Raw genomic sequence first — 21,870 nt, 5'->3', positions numbered from 1 at the left:
CGGTGCGATTATGAAAAAATATAATAAAACTACTCCCGAGGGTACTCGGGATTATCTTTTTGAAGATTGTTTGGTTCATCAAAGGGCAGAGCATCATCTGGAACATGTATTTCGAAACCGGGGGTTTCGTCAGGTGGTTACTCCCGGACTGGAATTTTACGACGTGTTTGACCCGGAACGTTCCGGTATCCCGGCAGAAACGATGTATAAGCTATCGGATCGCCGGGGGCGGCTTCTGGTTCTGCGTCCCGATTCCACATTGCCCATTGCCCGTTTAACGGCAACCAGTCTTCAAGGTCAGCCCAAACCGCTCCGATTATTTTACACCCAGCAAGTTTACCGGAATAATCCGGGGCTGGCAGGGCGAGCCGATGAAATTATGCAGTCTGGCATTGAACTGCTTGGCATCGGCGGTTACCGAGCAGATTTGGAAGCACTGGTTACAGCAATTGAGGCACTTTCAGCCTGTATGTCCGATTTTCGAGTAGAATTGGGCCATGCCGGCTTTTTTCGCGCAATTATTGCCGGGTTACCTTTGTCAGAAGATGTAAAAGAAGATATTCGCGGATACATTGAAATGAAAAATTATCCCGCGTTGGATGAGATTTTGAACACGTTGCCCGAATCCAGAGAAGTAAGTGCCCTGCGCCAGCTTCCCCGTCTGTTTGGCGGAGAAGAGGTGTTTGAAAAAGCAGAGACATTGGGCCTTGGCGAAAGCGCTATGGAACCGATTCGCTATTTGCGCCGGCTGTATCAAATGCTGTCTGAAATGAAGCTTTCTCACCGGATTATGGTGGATTTGGGGTTGGTTCAAAGAAATGATTATTACACCGGAATTGTGTTCAGCGCCTATGTTCAGCAAGCGGGGGACGCTGTGTTGGTAGGCGGACGCTACGATCAACTGCTGGGCCTTTATGGGACACCGATGCCCGCCATTGGTTTTGCGGCTAATGTGGATGCTTTGGCCAAAATTATGGCGGAGCAGCAGGAAAATGCGGAAAGTCATCTGGCTAAAATTTTAGTGCATGGCGATGATGGATTTGAGATAAAAGCACTGAATTATGTATCCGATTTAACCCGAAAGGGAATTACCTGTGAGTTTTCTGTATTAGAAAGCAGAGTTCAGGCGCTGGAATATGCGGCCAAAATGGGAATTCCCCAAGTGGATTTTATAGCGGCACAAACGGTTTCCGTTAAGACCGCCAAGGAGGAAATAAAGTGAAGCCCCTAAGAATTGCCCTGACCAAAGGGCGGCTGGAAAAAGATACGGTTTCTTTGCTGGAAACTATGGGATATGATTGTTCTGAGGTAAGAAACAAAGGCAGACGACTGATTTTGCCTGTGGGTGACGGTGAGTTAGAAGTTGTTTTGGCAAAAGCTGCCGATGTGATTACTTATGTAGAGCAAGGCGTGTGTGACTTGGGGGTGGTGGGGAAAGACACCATTTTGGAAAGCGGAGGAAGCTTTTTTGAGGTTTTAGATTTGGGTTTTGGCAAATGCCGGTTTGCTGTGGCGGGCCCAAAGGGATCGGATTTCTTTGAAGGATATTCTGCAAAAACGGTTGCGAGTAAATACCCGAAGGTTGCCCGGACTTTTTTTGAAAGCCGGGGCATGGATGTACGGATCATTAAAATAGAAGGTTCTGTGGAGCTGGCACCTTTATTGGGGTTGGCCGGCGCTATTGTGGATATTGTAGAAACCGGGTCTACTTTAAAAGAAAACGGATTAGAAGTTTTAGAAACCATTTGCCCCATTTCAGCCCGGTTAATTGTAAATGCGGCGGTTATGAAACTGAGGAAAGAAGAGATTGAAGGATTAATCAGTCAAATGGAATCTGCTATGGAATTAGAAAAGGAGGGACAAAGATGTTACAGCCGATCCAGTTAAGCGGAGAAGAAGGCCGCCGCGCGGTAGAGCAAATCCGCCGGCGGGGCGAGGAAAAGGATAAACAGGTCGAAGTTCGGGTAGCAGAGATTCTGGAACAAGTTAAAATGCGGGGCGACGAAGCGGTTGCGGAATACACCCAAAAGTTTGACGGGGCACTGCCTGAAAAAAGAGAACTGAATCGTCAGGATATGGAACAGCTGGCCAAAGGGTGCGATCCGGAATTCATCGGTGCGCTGGAGCGTGCCGCAGAAAATATTCGCGATTTTCACCGCCGTCAGGAACAGCAAAGCTGGCTGACAACCCGTGAAAACGGCGTTATCATGGGCCAGCGGGTGCGGGGGCTTTCCCGGGTAGGCGTTTATGTGCCCGGCGGTACGGCGGCTTACCCTTCCTCTGTTCTGATGAACGCAATTCCGGCTAAAATCGCCCAAGTGGGCGAAATCATTATGGCTACCCCGCCCCAAAAGGATGGGCAGCCCAACCCTAACATTATGGCGGCGGCTCTTATTGCAGGAGTAGATCGGGTCTTTTTGATGGGCGGCGCTCAGGCAGCGGCGGCTTTGGCCTATGGCACACAGACCGTTCCCAAAGTGGACAAAATTGTGGGGCCGGGCAATATTTATGTGGCCACAGCGAAAAAGCAGCTGTATGGAATGGTGGATATTGATATGATCGCCGGGCCCAGCGAAATTCTGGTTTTGGCAGATGATTCGGCAAACCCGGTGTATCTTGCGGCGGATCTGCTGTCTCAGGCAGAGCACGATATGCTGGCTTCTTCCATTTTGATTACCACAAGCCGCCGGATTGCCGACGCAGTAACGGCAGAGCTGGAAAAACAGCTTGCGGCTTTGCCCCGGCGAGAGATTGCAGAAAAATCAATCGAGGATTACGGTGCAATTCTGGTATGCGATGAGATGCAGGAAGCCGTTGCCTTTGCCAACAGTCTGGCACCTGAGCACTTAGAGGTTTGCTGCGAAAACCCCATGGAATATTTGGGAAAACTGGATAACGCCGGTTCTGTGTTTTTGGGAAACTATTCCCCCGAACCCCTTGGCGATTATTATGCCGGGGCAAACCATGTGCTGCCCACCGGGGGAACCGCCCGGTTCTTTTCCCCTTTGTCAGTGGACAGCTTCCTGAAAAAATCCAGTTTTATCTATTATACAAAAGAAGCGCTGCAGGATGCTGCACAAGACGTGATCACTCTGGCTCAGACGGAAGGGCTGGATGCTCACGCCAATTCCATCAAAGTTAGGATGTGATTCGTTTTGTATCAGCTAAACAGTAAAATTCGGGATTTAAAACCGTATGAACCCTTAGAAGGGGGCTACCGGATTCGTCTGGACGCCAACGAATCCTTTTTGTCTTTAGCTCCGGAATTGGAAGCTAAAATGATAGATGCTTGTGCCTGCACCTTGTTTCACCGGTATCCGGATCCCATGGCGCGGCAAGTGTGCCAAGCCTTTGCTGACTATTATAAAATCAGCCCGGAGTCTGTAACTGCCGGAAACGGATCGGATGAATTAATTTCGGTTTTGATGACCGCTTTTTTAGCAAAAGGGGATACTGTTTTAACCCTTTCTCCAGACTTTAGCATGTATCGGTTTTATGCTTCTTTAGCAGAAGTGAATTGTCTGGAACTGGTGAAAAAAAGTGATTTGACTATTGATGTGGACGAATTGATCTCTGTCGCTGCACAAAGTAAGGCGAAAATGCTTCTCTTTTCCAATCCCTGCAACCCTACTTCATTGGGATTATCTCGCGAACAGGTGCGCAGGCTGATTCGTTCGATAGATTCTTTGGTGGTTTTGGATGAAGCCTATATGGATTTTTGGGATCAGTCGTTGATTCGGGAAGTGGCGGAATACGATAACCTGATTGTGCTTCGCACTTGCTCAAAGGCATTGGGAATGGCTGCTTTGCGCTTGGGATTTGCCGTTTCAAACCCCACACTGACCAATGCAATAAAGGCAGGAAAATCCCCTTATAATGTCAATGCAATAACCCAGAATATGGGGACTGCCGTATTATCGGAACATAAAAAGATCGATGAGGCTGTAAAAAAGATTGTAGAATCCCGTGTGGTTTTGTCACAGAAACTGGAAAAACTGCTTGAGAAGTATCCCGGCCGTTTTTTCTTATACCCCAGCTGCACCAATTTTGTATTTTTACATCTTTCTGACGCACGGCAGGTATACGAACAGCTTTTGTCCTGCGGAATTGCGGTGCGCCTGATGGGCGATTCCCTTAGAATTACCGCGGGAACCACGGCGGAAAATACGGAATTGATTTCTGCCCTTCAACACATATTCAGTCAGGGGAAACAGCCATGAGAAATGCAGAGCAAATCCGCGAAACGCGGGAAACGAAAATTACGGTTCGCTTGTCGCTGGACGGCGGCAGCAGTGAAATTCAGACTGGGATTGGTTTTTTTGACCATATGCTGAATGCCTTTGCCACCCATGGCGGATTTGGACTTCAAGTTCAGGCCGAGGGGGATTTATTTGTGGACGGTCACCATACGGTGGAGGATACCGGGATCGTTTTGGGCCGGGCATTTCGTCAGGCTTTGGGGGATCGCTCCGGCATTGCCCGGTTCGGCAGTTTTTATGTTCCCATGGATGAAGCCCTTGCGTTTGCCGCGGTGGATGTAAGCGGACGGCCATTTTCGGTGTTTGATGCCCAGTTTCCCCAGCAGGTGGTGGGGGACTTTGACGCCTGCCTGACCGAAGAATTTTTCCGTGCCTTTGCCATGAATGCAGAACTGACTTTGCACACCAAAGTGGAGTACGGCAAAAATTCACACCATATGATCGAGGCCATGTTTAAGGCAGTTGCTCATGCTCTTCGGCTGGCGGTTGCACAAACAGCGCCTGGGCAGGTGCTGTCTACCAAGGGAAGTTTATAAGAAAGGGAGATTCCATGATTATTTTTCCGGCCATTGACATTAAAGGCGGAGCATGTGTCCGGCTGTATCAAGGGGATTACGAGACGGCCCATCAGGTGGCAGAGGATCCCCAAACCACAGCCCAATCCTTTGCGGATGCGGGGGCACAGTGGATCCATATGGTGGATCTGGATGGTGCCAAGGAAAAGCGTCCGGTAAACTCTCAGGTGTTTTTTGGGGCAGCCCAAAGCGGTATTCCGGTGCAGGTGGGGGGCGGTATTCGCACCCTTTCGGATGTGGAATTTTATTTAACCAGAGGAATTTCCCGGGTAATATTGGGTTCGGTCGCTTTGTACGATCCGCAGCTGGTGAAACAGTCGGTGGAACAGTATGGCGAGAAAATTGCCGTGGGAATTGATGCCCGTAACGGGATGGTGGCGGCGGAAGGCTGGACGAAAACCTCTCAGGTGAATTATATTGAGCTGGCAAAGCAGATGGAATCTGTTGGTGTAAAGTATATAATCTTTACAGATATAGCGAAAGACGGGATGCTCTCTGGCCCAAACCTGGAACAGTTGGATTTGCTGAACCGTGCGGTTTCTTGTCAGATTATTGCCAGCGGCGGGGTAGCTAATCTGCAAAATATTCAGGATTTACGCGGGTTAGGACTATATGGGGCGATTTGCGGAAAGTCCATTTACAGCGGCAGTTTAGATTTACGGCAGGCAATTGAGGCCGCAAAAGGAGAATAAACGCATGAGTGAACAGTACAACGCCTTTACAGAAGAGAAATTAGAACAATTTTTTCAGAAATCCGACTTGATTCCCGTGATTGTGCAGGAGCAATCCACCAAAGAAGTTCTTATGATGGCCTATATGAATCGGGAATCCCTTAAAAAAACCTTGCAGACCGGGTACACCTGGTTCTATAGTCGTTCCCGAAAAGAGCTTTGGAACAAAGGGGCTACCTCTGGCCATGTTCAGCGGGTGATAGAACTCTACACCGACTGCGATGATGATACTTTGTTGGCTGTGGTGGAGCAAACCGGGGCAGCGTGCCACACCGGGAATCACAGCTGTTTTTACCGAACAATTGAGGAGGGATTGCAATGAACAACGTGTTACAGGAGCTTTACCAAATTGTCGAAGGCAGAAAAAATGAACGGCAAGAAGGTTCTTATACCTGCTATCTGTTTGAAAAGGGTTTGGATAAAATTTTGAAAAAATGTGGGGAAGAGTGCAGTGAGGTCATTATCGCCGCCAAGAACGGTGATAAGAAAGAGACCGTTTTAGAGCTATCTGACCTTCTGTATCACCTAACGGTTTTGATGGTAAACGAGGGAATTTCTTGGGAGGACGTAGCCGGTGAGCTAAGTGCCCGGGAAACGAAAACAGGGAACCTGAAGCAATTCCACCAAGTGGATAAAAATACTTGAGTTACAGTAAAAAAGGGAAGCCGATTATCTTGTGATAATCGGCTTCCTTTTTTACTTTTCAGCTTTTATGCCAGCCTTTGCTGTTCCGTTTCTGCCTGAAAAACAAAGAGCTCTAACAGGCAGGAAAGCAACAGGTTTTCTGTGATTAGTTCTTGCTTTTGCTCCTTTTCAAAACGCTGAATTCGCACTGCCTGCAATGCCGCAATCTTTCGTTTGCTGCAAGGCTGCAATTTCAGCAGGTATTCAAAACCATCCACTTTCATGGTTACGTCGTAACTGGCCAGCAAAGGGGTGGATTGCCCGGTTTGAATCAATCGTTTTTTCAGGGATTCGTATTGTTCTGCACTTAGTTGCCTGATAATCATTTCCTTTCATCCTTTTTCTAATGGCAATCTGTATACTCTAGTCGTTTTCAGTATAACAGAACGATTTAGAAAAAGTAGGCTACCTGTAATACTGTTTATTCTTTTATAATTGCGTAAAGCTTCATATCCAGAACGTCACCGTCTTTGACCGCGTTTTTCGCAGAGTTCCTTCCAAAGAAAACCCGGCTTTTTCCAGCACCCGGCAAGAAGCAGTGTTGCGGGCAAAAGGCTCTGCAAAAATACGAAGGATGTCGCTGTTTTCAAATACATACCCACATATCTGACGAACTGCGTGGGTGGTAATTCCGTTTCCCCAGTAAGGTTCCGCTATATAATAGCCCATTTCTGCGGTGCGAAAGTGAATGTTTTCTTTACGAAAAACGCCGATGCTGCCCACTGCTTTATCCTCCACCGTAATGGCAAAGGAATATTGATTTTCTGCTGGTGCAGAAAGCATGGCCCCGATATAGCTTTCCGCATCCGATTTGGTATAAGGATACGGCAGGCCGTCCCGCAAATTGGCCAGTATGTTCCGATTATTCAGCGCGGCGGCCAGATCGGCCGCATCCTCCGGCCTCCATAGGCGAATACTGCACTTCATAAAACATCCTTCTTTCGTCTGAAAATCACGGTTGCCAGGAATAAAAATCTTTTAGGAACCAGATGTCTTTCGCCTCAAATTCTCGGTGATTCAGGTATTCCAGTATCCCCGCGGGGGAAGTAAATTCAAACCGCAGTTTGTAAGAATACAGCGCCTGATAGGGCAGCCCGGTTTTCTTGTTTTGGCGGTTGATTCCGTATTTTCCGTCCCCAGCCAGCGGATGCCCTACAGAGGCCAGATGCGCCCGGATTTGATGGGTGCGCCCGGTCATCAGGTCAATTTCCAGCAGGCTGTATTGGCCCCGCTCCTCTAACACCCGGTATTTAGTTAGGATACTTTTGGCTCCCGGTGTGCTGCGCTTGGAGATATAAACTCGATTCTGATTTTCGTTTTTTTCCAAATAGCCTTCCAGCGTGGCGGCTTTTTGTTCCATCCGTCCGCAAACAATACAAAGATACAGCTTGGTCAATTCCCGGTTTTTTACTTTTTCATTCAAAATACGCAGTGATTCTGCATTTTTTGCCGCCATCACAATGCCGCCGGTGTTCCGATCAATTCGGTTAACCAAAGCGGGGGCAAAGCTGTTTTCTTCTTTGGGGTCGTATTCTCCCTTGTCGTACAGGTAGTGCTGTACCCGGGCAATCAGCGAATCGAAATGATAATTTTCATCCGGATGCACAATGAGCCCCGGTTTTTTATCCAGTAAAAGCAGGTTTTCATCCTCATACAGAATGTTCAGCTTGAGGGGCGCCTTTAAAAAGTCATATTCTTCCGGCTCCTGCTGAAAAAATTCATCTTTTAAATACATGGTCAGTACATCGCCCGCGTTCAGCCGGGTAGAAATTTCACACCGCTTGCCGTTGAGCTTGATGTCTTTTTTTCGAATGGTTTTGTACAGCATGGACTGGGGCAGATTCCGATAGGTTTTGGTCAGGAACTTATCCAAGCGCTGTCCCGCGTCGTTTTCTCCGATAGTTACGGATTTCATTCATATCACCCTTATTAATTCAGCACGATAAACGTGCCATCTTTCCTTATTTCAACTTTTTAAAATAGAATCAAGTTATTATAGCATAAATCCTTACCTTCACAAAGCCTTTCAATACTTCCCAAATAATTTATTTTAGTATATAATAGATGCTAATTAATAGAAGAAAACCAGATGCTGACGAATTTGCGAAAAGGGGTAAACAGGATTTATGATTACACAGGAACGAGTATTAGAAGTGATGAAAGAGGCCGGCGTATTATTAGAAGGGCATTTTCGCCTGACTTCCGGCCGTCACAGCAGCCGTTATTTGCAATGTGCCAAGGTGTTTCGTAATACAAAATACAGTGAAGAGCTTTGTGGTGCTTTGGCTGAACATTTTGCCGGCGATGGGGTAGAGGTTGTGATTGGCCCGGCTATGGGAGCCGTTCAAATGGCGTATGAAGTCAGCCGTGGGCTGAAATGTGAAAACTTTTTTGCCGAACGGGAAGATGGCGTCATGACCTTGCGCCGCGGATTTGCCATAGAGCCCGGACAAAAGGTTCTGATTGTGGAAGACGTGGTAACAACCGGTGGTTCTGTTCGGGAAGTGATTGAACTGGTTCGCGCTGCCGGCGGCGATTTGGTGGGCGTGGGTTCCATTGTGGACAGAACCGGCGGAAAGATTGATTTTGGCGTTCCCTTCCGCGCGGTGATCTCTTTGGATGTAGAGTCTTGGGAGCCGGAAGCTTGCCCCTTGTGCAAAGAAGGCAAACTGGAACTGGTAAAACCGGGCAGCCGCAAGGTAAAATAAGACAAGCCCATCATTCCGGAAAGGCGGTGTGTGCTTGAAAACCGAAAAGGCTCCCGAAAAGTCCACATCGTACCAACTTCACGCAGGACACCGCAAACGAATGCAGGATCGTTTTTTGAATAAGGGAATTGACAGCTTTGAATCTCACGAGGTTTTAGAGATGCTTTTGTTCTTCTCGATTCCTCGTGGTGATACGAACGAACTGGCCCACCGGCTGATGGATCAGTTCGGCTCGCTGTCAGGCGTATTTCATGCCCCTTATGAGGAACTGTTAAACATAAAGGGCGTTGGAAGGGTTTCTGCGCTGCTTATCAAAATGATCCCTCAGTTATGCCGTGTCTATTACGAAGATTGTCACAAAGAAAAGGTACGGGTGTTCGAGGTGGAGCAGGCGGCGGATATTTTTCGCCGCAAATACATTGGCCGCGCCAACGAAGTGGTGGTACTGATGCTGCTGGACAGCCAGTGCCGCCTGATTTTGTGTGATGTCGTCAACGAAGGGGCCGTGAACACGGTGCCGGTTTATGTTCGCCGAATTGTGGAGCTGGCGGTGCGTTATAATGCCAGTGCGGCGATTTTATCCCACAACCATCCCAGCGGAAATCCAGTGCCGTCGAAAGGGGATATTGAGTCCACCATTTCTGTTTTTCATGCGCTGAAGGCGGTGAATGTTCCTCTTCGGGATCACATTATTTTTGGGGATCAGGACTATTTATCTTTGTCTCATTTGGGTATATTAAAAGATATCATGGAGCCTTTTTAGGCTCCATTGTTTTGCCATAAAATGCAAAAACAGGAATCGACCAACAGTTGACAAGAACGAACAAATGTACTATCATATAACAGTTAAGAAAGATTTTGTTGTGGGGAGGGGACAAAGTGGATTTTAAACTGGTTTCTAATTTTCAGCCGATGGGCGATCAGCCCAAGGCGATTGAAAAATTGGTGCAGGGACTGAACAGCGGCCACAAGGAACAAACTTTATTAGGGGTTACGGGTTCCGGTAAAACGTTTACCATGGCCAATGTGATTGAAAAGGTGAACCGCCCCACTTTGGTGTTGGCTCACAATAAAACGCTGGCTGCCCAGCTTTGCTCAGAGTTTCGGGAGTTTTTCCCGGAAAATGCGGTGGAGTATTTCGTCAGCTATTACGATTATTATCAGCCGGAAGCATACATCCCCACCACAGATACTTATATTGAAAAAGATTCCGCCATCAACGATGAAATCGACAAACTGCGCCACTCTGCCACCTCTGCTTTGTCAGAACGGCGTGATGTGATTATTGTGGCCAGCGTATCTTGCATTTACAGCTTGGGTAACCCCATTGATTACCATACCATGGTGATTTCTCTGCGCCCCGGCATGATCAAAAAACGGGACGACCTGCTGAAAAAGCTGGTGGAGTTACAATATGAGCGAAACGACATCAATTTTATCCGTAATAAGTTTCGGGTTCATGGCGATGTGGTCGAAATTTTCCCGGTACAGTCCAATGAAAATGCCATTCGGGTGGAGTTCTTCGGGGATGAAATCGAACGGATTTCTGAAATTAACGCCCTGACCGGGGAACTGAGGGCTTTCCTAAAGCATGTGGCTATTTACCCGGCCTCGCACTATATTGTTCCCCGGGAAAAGATGCAAGTGGCTGTTCAGCATTTGGAACAGGAGATGCAGGAGCGCGTCAAATTCTTCGAATCCAATGGGCAATTAATCGAAGCCCAGCGAATTCGGGAGCGCACTATGTACGACATTGAAATGCTGCAAGAGATCGGCTTCTGTAAAGGGATCGAAAACTATTCCCGAGTACTGGCCGGCCGGGAACCGGGCAGTGCGCCCTTTACACTGTTTGACTATTTTCCGGAGGATTATTTGCTGATTGTGGACGAGTCCCACGTTTCTTTGCCTCAGGTTCGCTCGATGTATGCGGGCGACCGGGCCAGAAAAGAAACACTGGTGAATTTCGGCTTCCGTCTGCCTTCGGCTTTTGATAACCGTCCTTTGAATTTTGACGAGTTTTATGAACGGGTAAATCAGGCGATTTTTGTCAGTGCTACCCCGGGCGATCTGGAACTGCAAAAGTCGGCTCAGATAGTGGAGCAGGTGATTCGCCCCACGGGTCTGGTGGATCCGGAAATCATCGTAAAGCCGGTGGAAGGGCAGATTGATGACTTAATTTCAGAAATTAATCTGCGTACCGCGAAAAATCAGCGTGTTCTGGTAACCACTTTGACCAAAAAGATGGCGGAAGATTTGACCGCTTATTTGGAAAACATGGGGATTCAGGTGCGGTATATGCACCATGATATCGATACGGTAGAACGCATGGAAATCATCCGCGACCTGCGCCTGGGTGAGTTTGATGTGCTGGTTGGAATTAACCTGTTGCGTGAAGGGATCGATTTGCCGGAGGTTTCTTTGGTTGCGATTCTGGATGCAGACAAAGAGGGCTTTCTGCGTTCTGAGCGATCTTTGATTCAGACCATCGGGCGTGCGGCTCGAAATTCAGAAGGCCAGGTTATCATGTATGCGGATTCCGTAACGCCGTCTATGGAACGGGCCTTGCGAGAAACCCAGCGCCGCCGGGAAATTCAGCAAAAGCATAATGAGGAACACAATATTACTCCCCAGACGATTATCAAGCGCGTGTCGGATGTACTGGAAATCTCGACCCATAAGGACGAGGAAAAAGGCAAGAAGGGCAAGCGCCTGAGCGCAGCAGAGCGCAAGCAGATGATTGAAAAGTTAACCCGGGAAATGAAGGCGGCGGCAAAACTGCTGGAATTTGAGCATGCCGCCTATCTGCGGGATAAGATTAAGCAATTAAGCGGCGGGAAATAGGTGGAAAAATTCGATCTTTTTTCGCTCCATTCTAAATGGATGAAATTCAAACTGGCTTCGGAGGCTTTATCCTATGACAGCAAAAAACATTCTGGTCAAAGGCGCCAGAGAGCACAATCTAAAGAATATTGACATTGAAATCCCCCGTGACGAACTGGTGGTTCTGACCGGCCTTTCGGGATCCGGAAAATCCTCCTTGGCTTTCGACACCATCTATGCGGAAGGGCAGCGCCGTTATGTGGAATCTCTGTCGTCCTATGCACGGCAGTTTTTGGGGCAGCTGGACAAACCGGATGTGGATTACATTGAGGGATTGTCCCCGGCAATTTCGATTGATCAAAAAACCACTTCTAAAAATCCGCGCTCCACAGTGGGCACGGTAACAGAAATTTATGACTATCTGCGGTTGCTGTATGCCCGAATCGGGATTCCGCATTGTCCGGTTTGCGGCAAAGAGATTCGACAGCAGACCATCGATCAAATAGTTGACAAGGTACTTGCCTTGCCAGAGGGTTCTAAGATTCAAGTTTTGGCCCCGGTGGTTCGAGCCCGCAAAGGCGAACATGTAAAAGAACTGGAAGCTGCACGCAAAGGCGGCTTTGTGCGCGTGCGTGTGGATGGCATTTTATATGATTTGTCTGAAACCATTCAGCTGGAAAAGAACAAAAAACATACCATTGATATTGTAGTGGATCGTTTGGTGATTCATTCGGACATCCGTTCCCGATTGTCCGATTCGGCAGAAACGGCGGCATCTTTAGCCGATGGGCTGATTGTGATCAGTGTGGTGGACGGCGAAGATATTTTGTTTTCTCAAAATTATGCCTGCCCGGAACACGGAGCAAGCATTGAGGAACTGACCCCCCGGATGTTCTCGTTTAATAACCCGGCTGGCGCCTGCACCAAATGTACGGGTTTGGGCGTGTTTATGAAAATTGATCCGGCACTGATTATTCCGGATAAGAAACTTTCTATCAGCAAAGGTGGTCTGAAGGCCAGCGGTTGGGCGATGGAAGGCAGCAGCATCGCCATGATGTACATGAATGGTCTTGCAAAGCATTACAAATTTTCTCTGGATACCCCGTTGGGAGAATTGCCGGAAAAGATCATTGACATTTTACTGTATGGTACCAAGGGGGAAAAAATCAAACTGGAACGTACCAGCGAGTACGGTCAGGGGCACTATAAAACCGATTTTGAAGGTGTCATCAATAATCTGGAGCGCCGTTTTCGGGATACGCAGAGCAATTGGATCAAAGAAGAAATTGAGTCTTATATGAGCGCCATTCCCTGTGATGAGTGCCACGGAAAACGCCTTTCCGCCACCAGTCTGGCGGTAACGGTGGGCGGGGTCAATATCAGCGATTTCTGTGAAAAATCGGTTTCTGAGGCGCTCCGCTTTTTGGATCAGTTGGAGCTGACTCCTCGGGAAAGCATGATTGCCAAAGCGATTTTGAAAGAAATCAAAAGCCGGCTGGGCTTTTTGCAAAGTGTAGGGCTTGAATACTTGACTTTGTCCCGCTCGGCAGGAACTCTGTCCGGTGGCGAAAGCCAGCGAATTCGGCTGGCCACGCAAATTGGTTCTTCTTTGATGGGCGTTCTGTATATTTTGGATGAACCCAGCATCGGGCTGCATCAAAGGGACAATGATAAACTGCTCAACACCCTCAAGCACCTGCGGGATTTGGGCAATACGGTGTTGGTGGTGGAGCATGACGAAGACACCATGCTGGCCGCCGATCACATTGTGGATATTGGCCCTGGTGCGGGTGTGCACGGCGGCCATGTAATTTATAACGGGCCGGCCAAGGATATTATTCAGTGCAAGGATTCCATTACCGGCCAGTATCTCAGCGGCAAAAAACGGATTGAAATTCCAGAGGTACGCCGAAAAGGAAACGGTAAGAAGTTAAAGATTGTAAAAGCCACCCAGAACAATCTAAAAAACCTGACGGTGGAAATTCCATTGGGAGAATTTGTCTGTGTAACCGGGGTGTCCGGTTCGGGAAAATCCTCTTTGATCAATGAAATTTTATATAAATCATTGGCCGGTCAGCTCAATGGCGCGAAAACCCGCCCCGGTGCCCACAAAGAAATTTTGGGAGTGGAAGAGCTGGATAAGGTAATCGAAATTAATCAGGCTCCGATCGGGCGTACGCCCCGTTCCAACCCGGCCACTTATACCGGTGTGTTTACGGATATTCGAGAGCTGTACGCGTCCACTCAGGATGCTAAGCTGCGCGGGTTTTCTTCCGGACGTTTTTCTTTTAATGTCAAGGGCGGACGCTGTGAAGCTTGCCAGGGCGACGGAATTTTAAAAATTGAGATGCATTTTCTTCCCGATGTTTATGTTCCCTGCGATATCTGCAAAGGCAAACGGTATAACCGAGAAACGTTAGAGATTCGCTATAAGGGAAAAAATATTTACGATGTGTTGGAAATGACCGTGGAGGAAGGGCTGGAGTTTTTCTCGAGCATCCCCAAAATCCAACGAAAGCTGCAAACCCTTTATGACGTGGGTCTGGGCTATATCAAAATTGGCCAGCCCGCCACCACATTGTCAGGCGGTGAAGCCCAGCGGGTTAAGCTGGCGACGGAATTGTCGAAGCGGCCGACCGGGCGCACCATTTATATTTTGGACGAGCCCACGACCGGGCTGCATGTGGCAGACGTGCACCGGCTGATTCAGGTTCTTCAAAAGCTGGTGGATGCGGGAAATTCCGTGGTAGTAATCGAACACAATCTGGATCTGATTAAAACCGCAGATTATATTATTGACTTGGGGCCAGAAGGCGGAGATAAGGGGGGCACTTTGGTGGCCACCGGAACACCGGAACAGGTCATTCAGGTGGACGCTTCTTATACCGGGAAATATCTGAAAAAAGCATTGGAACAGGCAAAAGCACGGCGGGAGTGATCCCTGCCGTGCTTTTGCACTGATTTTACGCATACTTTCCTTTTTTTCTTTCATATATTTATGAGAAGGGGAAAGGGGAGCGTTGTTTATGACAATTCATGTGGTTCAGCCGGGAGAAACCATAAATTCGATTGCGAATCAATATGGGATACCTGCCAGCGACATCATTCAGTATAATGAGTTGGGGGAGCCCAACCGTTTGGTGGTCGGGCAAACCCTTGTCATTTTATTCCCGCGCCGGGTTCATGTGGTAGAAGCAGGAGAAACGGTTTACTCTATTGCGCAGCAGTACGGAATTACCGTAAATGAGCTATATCGCAATAATACCAAATTGGGTGCCTTGAACAGGATCCATCCCGGAGAACGCCTGGTTATTTCTTTTGAACAGCCCCGTTTGGGGGATATGCGGGTAAATGGATATGCATATCCTTTTGTGGATCGAACGCTATACCGTCAAACCATGCCTTTTATGACCTATGCAACGCCTTTTACCTATGGATTTACCTTTGACGGCGATTTGATTCCACTGGATGATGAAGAACTCATTTTTATTGCACGGCAATATGGGGTTGCCCCCTTACTGCATCTGTCCACATTAACGGAAGACGGTGGATTCAGCAATGAACTGGCCCACCGTGCACTCAATGATATGCAGGTGCAAAATCGCCTTTTGGATAATGTTCTTACCACTATGCGCCAAAAAAATTATAAAGGTATGGATGTGGATTTTGAGTTTATTTATCCTACGGATCGCGATCGGTATGTGCAGTTCGTTCAAAACGCTACCACCCGTTTTAATGCGGAAGGTTTTGAGGTGATTGTGGCGCTGGCGCCGAAAACCTCCAGCGATCAGCCGGGGCTTTTATACGAAGGGCACGATTACGGCGGCTTGGGGGCTGCGGCCAATGCGGTGCTGCTCATGACATATGAGTGGGGATATACCTATGGTCCGCCCATGGCGGTGGCACCAATTCCCAATATCCGCGCGGTGTTAGATTATGCGGTGACCCAGATTGCACGGAATAAAATCTATATGGGAATGCCTAATTATGGCTATGACTGGCCTTTGCCTTTTGTTCGGGGAACCACTCGGGCACAGTCTATTTCGAATATAGAGGCAGTTCGCCTTGCCCGGGAATACCGTGCGGAAATCTTGTTTGATGAAAGAGCACAGGCTCCGCATTTTCAATACACCAACAATCAGGGAGAAGTCCACGAGGTTTGGTTTGAAGATGCCCGCAGTATTCGGAGTAAGCTGGCTTTAATTCCGGAATACGGATTCCTTGGGGTGGGGTATTGGAATTTAATGCGGCCTTTTCCGCAAAATTGGCTGGTGCTCAATGCGTTGTACCGCATCCTTGCCTTTTGACACTGAAACGCAAAAAAATGCGCTTGAACGACAGGCTTAGCCTGCGCGTTCTCAGCGCATTTTTTAATTCAGAAATGATGAAATAAACTTCGAGGGGACCTATCTATAATAGCGGTCAAACCCTTTTGGTTATCTTCTTGCCGCAAAGCAGTCGCTGCAGAAAACAGGACGCTCGTCGCGGGGCTGGAAAGGAACCTTGCAGGTGGTACCGCAAGATGCGCAGACTGCCTCAAACATTTCTCTGGGAGCTCTTTCAGAGGACTCGCCTCTGGAGCCCTTACGGTTGGAACGGCAGGGCTTGCAGCGCTGGGGTTCATTAGTGAAGCCCTTCTCCGCATAAAACTCCTGCTCGCCGGCGGTGAATTCGAATTCTGCGCCGCAGTCTTTGCAAATTAAAATTTTGTCTTCGTACATGAAATATGATACCTCGTTCTGTTTAATTATACCCTACCATGGCGGGCATTGCATTCATTATATGGGAAAGCAGAATGTTTGTCAATGCATTTTCAGCTGTTTTGGCGTAAAAATTTGTAAAAAATTTCTATAATCATACGGTCTATGCCCTAAATAATCGACGCTTTTCGACAGAAGTGAAAAAATTTACAGATTATTAATTAAATAAAGGCTTAAAATATAGTAAAATATATCGTACAAGCCAATGTGAGGAGAATTATGTGTTCGGTTACATCAAACCCCAACAATCCGAACTGCTTGTCCGGGAATTTGAGCAGTATAAAGGTGTTTATTGTTCCCTGTGCAGGCAGTTGGGTAAAAGCTATGGTGCTATGGCCAGAATGACTTTAAGCTATGACTGTACGTTTCTGGCGATGCTGATGATGTCTCGCTCTGATGAGTGCTGTGGGTTTGAAAAGGGAAGATGCGTTGTCAATCCCCTGAAAAAATGCACCTTTAACAAAGGGGAACAGCCCGAACTGGTGTTTGCCTCTGCATTGTCTGCGATTATGACATATTATAAAGTGAAGGATGACCTGAGGGATCCGGGCTGGACTTCCCGAATCAGGGCTGTTTTTTTTCTTCCTTTTGCCAGCCGGGCACATAAAAAAGCCGCGCGGGAATTTCCTGCACTGGAAGGTACGGTTGCCCAGGCTATGGAATTACAAAGGCAGACAGAACAGCAAAAAGATCCGCCGCTGGATGCCTGTGCAGAACCTACCGCTCAAATGCTTTCCGGCGTTTTTTCTCAACTGACAGAACCGGATAGTCCGGAATTTCGTATTCTGGAGCAGTTTGGATATTTTTTAGGCCGATGGGTTTATTTGATGGATGCCGCCGACGATATACCAAAGGATTTGAAAAAAAATGCGTTCAATCCCTTTGTGCGTGACTATGGACTAACCACCCAAAGCACCGATGAGCAGATGAAAGAAGCTGCCGACAGGTGCAATCAAGTGTTAAACATGACGGTTTCTCAGGCAATTGCCGCGTTTCAGCTGCTGGATCTTCGGCAGTTTGCGTCAATCCTGACGAATATTGTTTGTCTTGGCCTGCCGCAAATGCAAAAAGAATTTATGCAAAAATGGGAAAAGGAGAAAAACGATGTCTGATCCATATAAAATACTGGGGGTTTCTCCTGCGGCAACGGATGAACAGGTGAAGGCCGCTTACCGGGAGCTGGCTAAAAAATATCACCCGGATAATTATGCGGGAAGTCCGATTGCGGACTTGGCCAGCGAGAAAATGAAAGAAATCAATGAAGCTTATGATCAAATTATGAGCCTCAGAAAAAATAAAAACAGCGGTGGGGCACCTTTTAACGAGGGCTCCAGAAGCTATGGCGGTTATCAGAACAGTTATGGCGGCTATGGTTATGGCGGTGGTGCTGCACCCTCCGGCTTTGGCGATGTCCGCAATCTGATTATGGCCGGCCGCATCGCGGATGCGGAGCAAATTCTGAACGGTGTGCCGCTGGAAGGCCGCAACGGGGAATGGTATTTCCTGAAAGGAACCGTTCTTTACAAGCGGGGGTGGCTGGAAGAAGCCCATAATCACTTTGCGCGGGCTTGCCAGATGGACCCCAATAATCTGGAATTCCGGGCTGCTTTAAACCAGTCTATGAATCAGCGAAGCGGCATGTATGGCGGCTATAATACTTCTTATGGCAATGCGGGAGGATGTTCTTCCTGTGACACTTGCTGTGCGCTGTTGTGTGCGGATTCCTGTTGTGAATGTATGGGTGGGGATTTGATTCCATGCTGCTAAATAAAAGCGCTCAGGTTGCCTTTTGTGGAATGGCCGTGGCATTATCGGCTGTTTTAATGTTTTTGACAGGACTAATTCCAATTGCAACCTATGGTTTGCCTGCGTTGGCCGGGCTGCCTTGTATGGTAGTTGTGGTCGAGATGGGGATTCGCTGGGCGTGGCCGGTGTATGGTGCTGTTTCTCTTTTATCTTTGTTTTTAGCAGGGGATAAAGAGGCGGTTGTGCTTTATATCTTGTTTTTTGGGTATTATCCCATTTTAAAAGCTCTTTTGGAACGGCTCAGATTTTCTGTAGTTGCTTGGATTTTAAAATTTTGTGTCTTTAATGTAACAATGATTGCAGGATTTTTTCTGGCAGTTTCTATTTTAGGCATTCCAATGGAAAGCTTTTTGGTGTTTGGCAGTGCAACTCCATTGGTACTGCTGTTGGCCGGGAATTTTGTTTTTTTGCTTTATGATGTTACTTTGTCTGGCCTTGTGGTGAAGTATTATCAAAGACTTCATCCTTTTGCCCGCCAATGGCTTACTAAAAAATAAAAACAGGAATACAAAGCTGCCCTTCGGGCAGTTTTCTTTTTTATTGCATGAGATTTTAAGATTTCCTGCAAAAATAAATCGAAATTTCAAGAAACTTTCTAATTTTCTCTTGATTTTTGCAGGATTAAGATTTAATATGAATGAAAAGATTTTGGTTCTCTTGTGGGCTTACAGGAAATGAATGTGAAATGAGCGGAGGAATGCAGGATTATGAATAGTCAGCTGACGGCAAGAATTATCAATCATATGCCGGAGTTCTCAAAGGGACAAAAGTTGATCGCAAAATATATTTTAGAGCATTATGACAAAGTGGCTTATATGACGGCCTCTCGGCTGGGCTCTACGGTGGGGGTCAGTGAATCCACGGTGGTGCGCTTTGCCACTGAGATCGGTTACAGCGGTTACCCGGAATTGCAGCAGGCCATGCAGGAGATGATTCGCAGCCGGCTGACTTCAGTACAGAGAATTGACGTGACGATCAATAATATGGGTAACGCAGATGTGTTATCTTCCATTATGAATCAGGACATTGACATGATTCGCAGAACCTTGGAAGAAACCTCACGCAAAGATTTTTATGCGGCGGTGGATGCCATTGCGGAATCGCGGAAAATCTATATTCTGGGCGCCAGAAGTTCCTTGGCGCTGGCAACTTTTTTATCCTATTATTTTGGTCTGATTTTTGAAAATGTCCAGTTGGTGGATATTACCAGTGAAGCCGAAATTTTTGAAAAGATGATTCGCGTCAACGATTCCGATGCAGTCATTGGCATCAGCTTTCCCCGGTATTCCAAACGGGCGGTTAAAGCAATGCATTTTGCTTCAGACCGGGGTGCAAAGGTAATTGCCATTACAGACAGCGTTTTGTCGCCTTTGGCGACGCCGGCGGATTTTTTGCTTTTGGCCCGCAGCAACATGGCTTCTTTTGTGGATGCAATTGTGGCACCCCTTAGCTTGATTAATGCGCTGATTGTAATGGTTACGCTGAAGAAGAAAGAAGAAGTGACCGATGTTCTCCATCGTCTGGAAAATATCTGGGACGAGTATGGAGTTTACGAAAAGGTGGATGAAAAAGAAATTGACTCAAAAAAATGATGAAACCGATTTAATTGTAGTTGGCGGCGGTGCAGCCGGCATGATGGCAGCGGGAACCGCTGCTCAGCTGGGCAAAAAGGTGCTGCTGATTGAAAAAAATACGCGTTTGGGCCGCAAACTGGGAATCACCGGAAAAGGCCGGTGTAATCTGACCAACAACTGCTCGGTGCAAGATGTTATCGACGCAGTGCCCACAAATCCACGTTTTCTCTACAGTGCAGTTTCTCAGTTTCCCCCTCAGTCTGTCATGGGATTTTTTGAAGAACTGGGATTGCCGCTGAAAACAGAGCGGGGGCAGCGGGTATTTCCCGAATCCGATCGAGCCTCAGACGTGATAGATGCCCTAACCCGTTTTTTGCAGCAGAATCATGTGAGAATTATGCACGGTAATGTTCGTAAACTGCTTTTGGAACCCGAAGGGGTTCGCGGTGTGGTTTTACAGGATGGAACAGAATTTTTTGCCCGGCAGGTCATCGTGGCCTGTGGCGGCAAGTCCTATCCTGGTACCGGCTCGACCGGCGACGGCTACACCTTGGCAAGGCAAGCCGGGCACACCATTGTTCCCTTGCGGCCTTCTTTGGTTCCTTTGGAAACTCAGGGAAAAGAATGTGCAGAAATGCAGGGATTAGCACTGAAAAACACAGCAATTCGGGTCTATGAAAAACAAAAGCTGATTTATGAAGATTTCGGTGAGCTTTTGTTTACCCATTTTGGATTATCCGGCCCGGTTATTCTGAGTGCCAGCAGTCATATGCGCAAAATGAATCCGGGGGTATACCGAATTTCGATTGATCTAAAGCCGGCTCTTTCCCTTGAGCGTCTGGATGCTCGGCTGCAGCGGGATTTTGAAGAAAACAGCAATAAAGATTTCATTAATTCTCTGTCTGCACTTTTGCCCCGAAAAATGATTCCTGTTTTGGTGGCTCGTTCCGGAATTACCCCCGAAACCAAATGTAACGGTATTACCAGGGAACAACGCCGTGATTTTGCCGGACTGCTCAAGGATTTTTCGATCGCTGTGCAGGGATTCCGTCCCATTGAAGAAGCGATTATCACTTCTGGTGGTGTGAATGTGAAAGAAATCAGCCCCAAAACCATGGAATCCAAACTTGTAAAGGGATTGTACTTTGCAGGTGAAGTTTTGGATGTGGATGCTTATACCGGGGGCTTTAATTTGCAAATTGCCTTTGCAACAGGGCAGTTGGCAGCAGAAGCGGTGAAGGAGGCTGAATCATGAACGCAATCGCAATTGATGGCCCCGCCGGGGCAGGAAAAAGCACAATTGCCCGGTGTGTTGCGCATCAACTGGGATATTTATACGTGGATACGGGTGCTTTGTACCGAGCCATCGGCTTGTATGTACTGCGTTTGGGGAAAGATCCCGGCCGGGCTGAGGATGTGATTCCCCTGTTAAAGGAAATCCGGATTTCCCTGCAGCATAGGGAAGACGGGGATCAAAGGGTTCTGCTGGGGGATGAGGATGTTTCAGAAGCGCTGCGAACAGCAGAGGTTTCTGCAGCTTCTTCCCGAGTGTCGGCCATTCCCGAGGTTCGGGAGTTTTTGCTTTCGCTTCAGCGGGGGCTTGCTGACAGGCATAATGTGGTGATGGATGGCAGGGATATTGGCACGGTGGTGCTGCCGCAGGCACAGCTTAAAATCTTTCTGACCGCATCTTTGGAAGAACGCGCCAAAAGGCGATGGAAAGAAATGTGTCAAAAGGGGCTTTCGGCGGATCTTGCTGCGGTAACAGAAGAGGTTCGCCGCAGGGATGAACAGGATTCCACGCGCAAGATTTCCCCCTTGGTTCCGGCTGCGGACTCCATCTTGGTGGATACCACCGGAAATACACTGGAACAGTCGGTGGAACAGCTTTTGGAAGTGATTCGCACCCGGCTTTCGTAAAAAGAGCAGCCGGAAATACTCTTACCTAACCAT

The 21,870-nt window shown here is 47.7% G+C and carries 23 protein-coding genes; 19 read left to right on the top strand and 4 right to left on the bottom strand.

Annotated features, from left to right (window positions below):
• The first annotated feature begins 10 nt into the window (after positions 1 to 10).
• Genes hisZ through hisE form a run of 8 tightly spaced genes read left to right on the top strand, consistent with a single transcriptional unit; the run spans position 11 to position 6,210 of the window.
• Complete coding sequence (gene hisZ / locus C1A02_RS09275) at positions 11 to 1,222, top strand: ATP phosphoribosyltransferase regulatory subunit (RefSeq protein WP_101697920.1); 1,212 nt, start codon at positions 11 to 13, stop codon at positions 1,220 to 1,222.
• Positions 1,219 to 1,887: an ATP phosphoribosyltransferase gene (hisG, locus tag C1A02_RS09270; protein WP_101697919.1), complete on the top strand. Its 669-nt coding sequence runs from the start codon at positions 1,219 to 1,221 to the stop codon at positions 1,885 to 1,887. The genes hisZ and hisG overlap by 4 nt, the downstream gene beginning before the upstream one ends.
• On the top strand, positions 1,866 to 3,149 hold the full coding sequence (hisD, locus tag C1A02_RS09265; RefSeq protein ID WP_101697918.1) for a histidinol dehydrogenase: 1,284 nt from the start codon (positions 1,866 to 1,868) through the stop codon (positions 3,147 to 3,149). Before hisG ends, hisD begins: the two co-directional genes overlap by 22 nt.
• Positions 3,150 to 3,155: 6 nt before the next feature.
• Complete coding sequence (locus C1A02_RS09260; protein ID WP_101697917.1) at positions 3,156 to 4,220, top strand: pyridoxal phosphate-dependent aminotransferase; 1,065 nt, start codon at positions 3,156 to 3,158, stop codon at positions 4,218 to 4,220.
• Entirely contained in the window at positions 4,217 to 4,795 is a 579-nt protein-coding gene (gene hisB, locus C1A02_RS09255) for an imidazoleglycerol-phosphate dehydratase HisB (RefSeq protein WP_101697916.1), read from the top strand. The genes C1A02_RS09260 and hisB overlap by 4 nt, the downstream gene beginning before the upstream one ends.
• A 14-nt stretch (positions 4,796 to 4,809) precedes the next feature.
• Positions 4,810 to 5,526 carry a 1-(5-phosphoribosyl)-5-[(5-phosphoribosylamino)methylideneamino]imidazole-4-carboxamide isomerase gene (gene hisA, locus C1A02_RS09250; RefSeq protein WP_101697915.1) on the top strand — a complete coding sequence of 239 codons (717 nt, stop codon included), beginning with the start codon at positions 4,810 to 4,812 and terminating at the stop codon, positions 5,524 to 5,526.
• A gap of 4 nt (positions 5,527 to 5,530) precedes the next feature.
• Positions 5,531 to 5,887, top strand: coding sequence for a phosphoribosyl-AMP cyclohydrolase (gene hisI, locus C1A02_RS09245; protein ID WP_101697914.1), 357 nt, complete (start codon positions 5,531 to 5,533; stop codon positions 5,885 to 5,887).
• On the top strand, positions 5,884 to 6,210 hold the full coding sequence (gene hisE / locus C1A02_RS09240; RefSeq protein ID WP_101697913.1) for a phosphoribosyl-ATP diphosphatase: 327 nt from the start codon (positions 5,884 to 5,886) through the stop codon (positions 6,208 to 6,210). Before hisI ends, hisE begins: the two co-directional genes overlap by 4 nt.
• Positions 6,211 to 6,275: 65 nt before the next feature.
• On the opposite strand, the gene C1A02_RS09235 is transcribed toward hisE, so the two are convergent.
• The 3 genes from C1A02_RS09235 to C1A02_RS09225 form a co-directional block, all read right to left on the bottom strand.
• Positions 6,276 to 6,575, bottom strand: coding sequence for a hypothetical protein (locus tag C1A02_RS09235; RefSeq protein WP_101697912.1), 300 nt, complete (start codon positions 6,573 to 6,575; stop codon positions 6,276 to 6,278).
• 121 nt (positions 6,576 to 6,696) lie between these two features.
• Positions 6,697 to 7,176, bottom strand: a complete 480-nt coding sequence (locus tag C1A02_RS09230; RefSeq protein WP_442338928.1) for a GNAT family N-acetyltransferase — start codon at positions 7,174 to 7,176, stop codon at positions 6,697 to 6,699.
• Between the two features lie 25 nt (positions 7,177 to 7,201).
• Positions 7,202 to 8,164, bottom strand: a complete 963-nt coding sequence (locus tag C1A02_RS09225; protein ID WP_101697911.1) for an RluA family pseudouridine synthase — start codon at positions 8,162 to 8,164, stop codon at positions 7,202 to 7,204.
• 211 nt (positions 8,165 to 8,375) lie between these two features.
• Between C1A02_RS09225 and pyrE the strand changes: the two genes are divergently transcribed.
• The 5 genes from pyrE (at position 8,376) to C1A02_RS09200 (ending at position 16,084) form a co-directional block, all read left to right on the top strand.
• Positions 8,376 to 8,957 (top strand): orotate phosphoribosyltransferase, encoded by a 582-nt coding sequence (gene pyrE, locus C1A02_RS09220; protein ID WP_101697910.1) that lies wholly within the window; start codon positions 8,376 to 8,378, stop codon positions 8,955 to 8,957.
• Between the two features lie 34 nt (positions 8,958 to 8,991).
• On the top strand, positions 8,992 to 9,720 hold the full coding sequence (locus C1A02_RS09215) for a JAB domain-containing protein (protein ID WP_101697909.1): 729 nt from the start codon (positions 8,992 to 8,994) through the stop codon (positions 9,718 to 9,720).
• A gap of 116 nt (positions 9,721 to 9,836) precedes the next feature.
• Positions 9,837 to 11,798 (top strand): excinuclease ABC subunit UvrB, encoded by a 1,962-nt coding sequence (gene uvrB, locus C1A02_RS09210; protein ID WP_101697908.1) that lies wholly within the window; start codon positions 9,837 to 9,839, stop codon positions 11,796 to 11,798.
• Between the two features lie 73 nt (positions 11,799 to 11,871).
• Positions 11,872 to 14,715, top strand: a complete 2,844-nt coding sequence (gene uvrA, locus C1A02_RS09205; protein ID WP_101697907.1) for an excinuclease ABC subunit UvrA — start codon at positions 11,872 to 11,874, stop codon at positions 14,713 to 14,715.
• An 88-nt stretch (positions 14,716 to 14,803) separates the two neighbouring features.
• Positions 14,804 to 16,084, top strand: coding sequence for a glycoside hydrolase family 18 protein (locus C1A02_RS09200; RefSeq protein WP_101697906.1), 1,281 nt, complete (start codon positions 14,804 to 14,806; stop codon positions 16,082 to 16,084).
• A 129-nt stretch (positions 16,085 to 16,213) separates the two neighbouring features.
• Here the strand turns inward: C1A02_RS09200 and C1A02_RS09195 are convergent, their stop codons facing one another.
• Positions 16,214 to 16,498 carry a zinc-ribbon domain containing protein gene (locus C1A02_RS09195; protein WP_101697905.1) on the bottom strand — a complete coding sequence of 95 codons (285 nt, stop codon included), beginning with the start codon at positions 16,496 to 16,498 and terminating at the stop codon, positions 16,214 to 16,216.
• A gap of 260 nt (positions 16,499 to 16,758) precedes the next feature.
• Here C1A02_RS09195 and C1A02_RS09190 point away from each other — a divergent pair, with 260 nt between their 5' ends.
• The 6 genes from C1A02_RS09190 (at position 16,759) to cmk (ending at position 21,837) form a co-directional block, all read left to right on the top strand.
• Positions 16,759 to 17,649 (top strand): DUF5685 family protein, encoded by an 891-nt coding sequence (locus tag C1A02_RS09190; RefSeq protein WP_101697904.1) that lies wholly within the window; start codon positions 16,759 to 16,761, stop codon positions 17,647 to 17,649.
• The gene (locus tag C1A02_RS09185) at positions 17,642 to 18,304 is read left to right on the top strand and encodes a J domain-containing protein (protein WP_101697903.1); all 663 of its coding nucleotides are present in this window, start codon (positions 17,642 to 17,644) and stop codon (positions 18,302 to 18,304) included. The genes C1A02_RS09190 and C1A02_RS09185 overlap by 8 nt, the downstream gene beginning before the upstream one ends.
• Positions 18,295 to 18,840 (top strand): hypothetical protein, encoded by a 546-nt coding sequence (locus tag C1A02_RS09180; protein WP_101697902.1) that lies wholly within the window; start codon positions 18,295 to 18,297, stop codon positions 18,838 to 18,840. Before C1A02_RS09185 ends, C1A02_RS09180 begins: the two co-directional genes overlap by 10 nt.
• A 210-nt stretch (positions 18,841 to 19,050) precedes the next feature.
• Entirely contained in the window at positions 19,051 to 19,935 is an 885-nt protein-coding gene (locus tag C1A02_RS09175) for a MurR/RpiR family transcriptional regulator (protein ID WP_101697901.1), read from the top strand.
• Entirely contained in the window at positions 19,919 to 21,172 is a 1,254-nt protein-coding gene (locus C1A02_RS09170) for a BaiN/RdsA family NAD(P)/FAD-dependent oxidoreductase (protein WP_101698024.1), read from the top strand. The genes C1A02_RS09175 and C1A02_RS09170 overlap by 17 nt, the downstream gene beginning before the upstream one ends.
• Positions 21,169 to 21,837, top strand: coding sequence for a (d)CMP kinase (gene cmk / locus C1A02_RS09165; RefSeq protein WP_101697900.1), 669 nt, complete (start codon positions 21,169 to 21,171; stop codon positions 21,835 to 21,837). Before C1A02_RS09170 ends, cmk begins: the two co-directional genes overlap by 4 nt.
• The last annotated feature ends 33 nt before the right edge of the window (positions 21,838 to 21,870 follow it).

Origin of the sequence: Clostridium minihomine (assembly GCF_900240385.1) — a bacterium.
Lineage (GTDB): Bacteria > Bacillota > Clostridia > Oscillospirales > Acutalibacteraceae > Faecalispora > Faecalispora minihomine.
This window is presented reverse-complemented; position numbering and strand designations above follow the sequence as displayed.